Origin of the sequence: Parabacteroides sp. 52, from assembly GCF_010500925.1 — a bacterium.
Lineage (GTDB): Bacteria > Bacteroidota > Bacteroidia > Bacteroidales > Tannerellaceae > QVMG01.
Genome location: NZ_QVMG01000056.1, coordinates 1 through 1,700, shown reverse-complemented (window position 1 = coordinate 1,700; position 1,700 = coordinate 1). Strand labels below are relative to the sequence as shown.

General features: G+C 33.6%; 2 protein-coding genes. Both read left to right on the top strand.

Annotation, left to right across the window (positions count from 1 at the left end; translation table 11 throughout):
* Positions 1 to 4: 4 nt before the first annotated feature.
* Positions 5 to 217, top strand: coding sequence for an NVEALA domain-containing protein (locus D0T51_RS12180; protein ID WP_239056826.1), 213 nt, complete (start codon positions 5 to 7; stop codon positions 215 to 217).
* Positions 218 to 362: 145 nt separating this feature from the next.
* On the top strand, positions 363 to 1,421 hold the full coding sequence (locus D0T51_RS12175) for a 6-bladed beta-propeller (protein ID WP_163729676.1): 1,059 nt from the start codon (positions 363 to 365) through the stop codon (positions 1,419 to 1,421).
* Positions 1,422 to 1,700: the final 279 nt, after the last annotated feature.

The following is a 1,700-nucleotide window of genomic DNA, read 5'->3' as shown; positions in this document are numbered from 1 at the left end:
AACAATGGCATTTGCCGCAAGCTGGGGCATCAGCCAAAATAAAAACAAAGTCAGTTTTTCAGATCTTGCTTTAAGTAATGTGGAAGCGTTGGCAAATAATGAAAATGATAGTTTTCATGATGACCAAAAAGGGTTAAAATATAATGGGTCAACAGGTTGTTGTGAAGGACCTGCATCATCTACTTCATATTGTAGAGCTATTCATAATTGTGATTAATTTTAGCAAAATCAGAGGAGTGGCTGAGCCAAAATTCGACTTGGTTTTTGAAAAATCAATAAATTGCAAGCAAGTCGCACAAAAAATGTTTGTTTGAGGTAAAAAACAATTTTGGGTCAGCCCTCTATTTTGAAAATGAAAAGAAATGAAAAAAAATTTCACAAAAACAAATATTATTTTGATCATAGTATTATTCCTGTTTTCCTGCAAGGGATCAGAGGATAAAACAAAAATCAATATCGACCTCAAAAAGAAGGAGAAAGAGATAATGTATTCCATGTTTGTTGATTCATTGAGCTATCTTGAATTAAACACAAATGACTCATGCTTGGTTTCTGATGTCAGTAAAATCTTCATAGACAACGACACACTCATTCTTTTAGATAAAAAAAGAGGCGGGGTATTAATATTTTCAGAAACAGGAAAACTTGTAAGTCAAATCAATTACTATGGAAGAGGTCCTGAAGAATTCATTGCTATAACCGCATGTAATATAGACAAGGTACTGAACCAAATATATATTTTAGATTGGGGGAATCAGAAAATGTTAACATATGGGTATGATGGAGAATTCATAAATTCATATCATATTCACAACTTCGTCAAAGATTTTGCTCTATTAAAAGAGAATAAGATTCTCTGTATACATCCTTATTATGATGGAGGAGTAAATAATGGTGTATGGATAGAAGACAGAGAAGGGAATAAGGCGAAACACATACTTGACAATGTGTCCGAAAAAGACTTATTTTTCTTCGGAGGTATATATACAAATGTATCTGATGATAGAGTCTATTACTACGATAAAAATCAGGATTTCCTTTATAGTATAGACCAGCACTCAGTCCAAATACTATACGAATTTGACTTAAAACAAAAGATACCTATAGACGAAAGAATAGAAGCAGACACTGATCCTCAAAAAGCATTTGGGAAATCCATGGTCTTAAGCTTCAATAATTCCCGCGATTTCATATTGTCAACATGCCTCACTTTTGGAAGACCAAATTCTTACAATTGGGTTCTACTCGATAAGAAGAAAAAGAAAACGCTTATTTCTGATATTCTTATCAATGATATTGATTTCATTGAATCATCCACTCATGAAATATTTTACCTTCAAGATAACTTGTGGTGTAGAATTATCAACAACGAAATTGAGAATTGCAATTTACATCTCCAATTCATTCATTTACCCAAATGAACGAATACTTAAAAACTTGATCAGAGTAGATTTGTCACCAACAAGTTTGAGTTGAAAGGAAGTTACAGTTATACATATACTGAAGACGGAATATTAACAGCCAATGCACATACAGACTTCGGCAAAAGGGATACAGAAGAGGCCGAAGGGGGGATTTCTGTCAGAGAAATAAAATTGCTGACGATCGTCGGCAATTTTATTATCTAGCCACTACGAGAGATACGGTACAGAGGCCAGAATTTGATTCTATTTTGATTACAAAGCCTGCAAAGCGGTCAT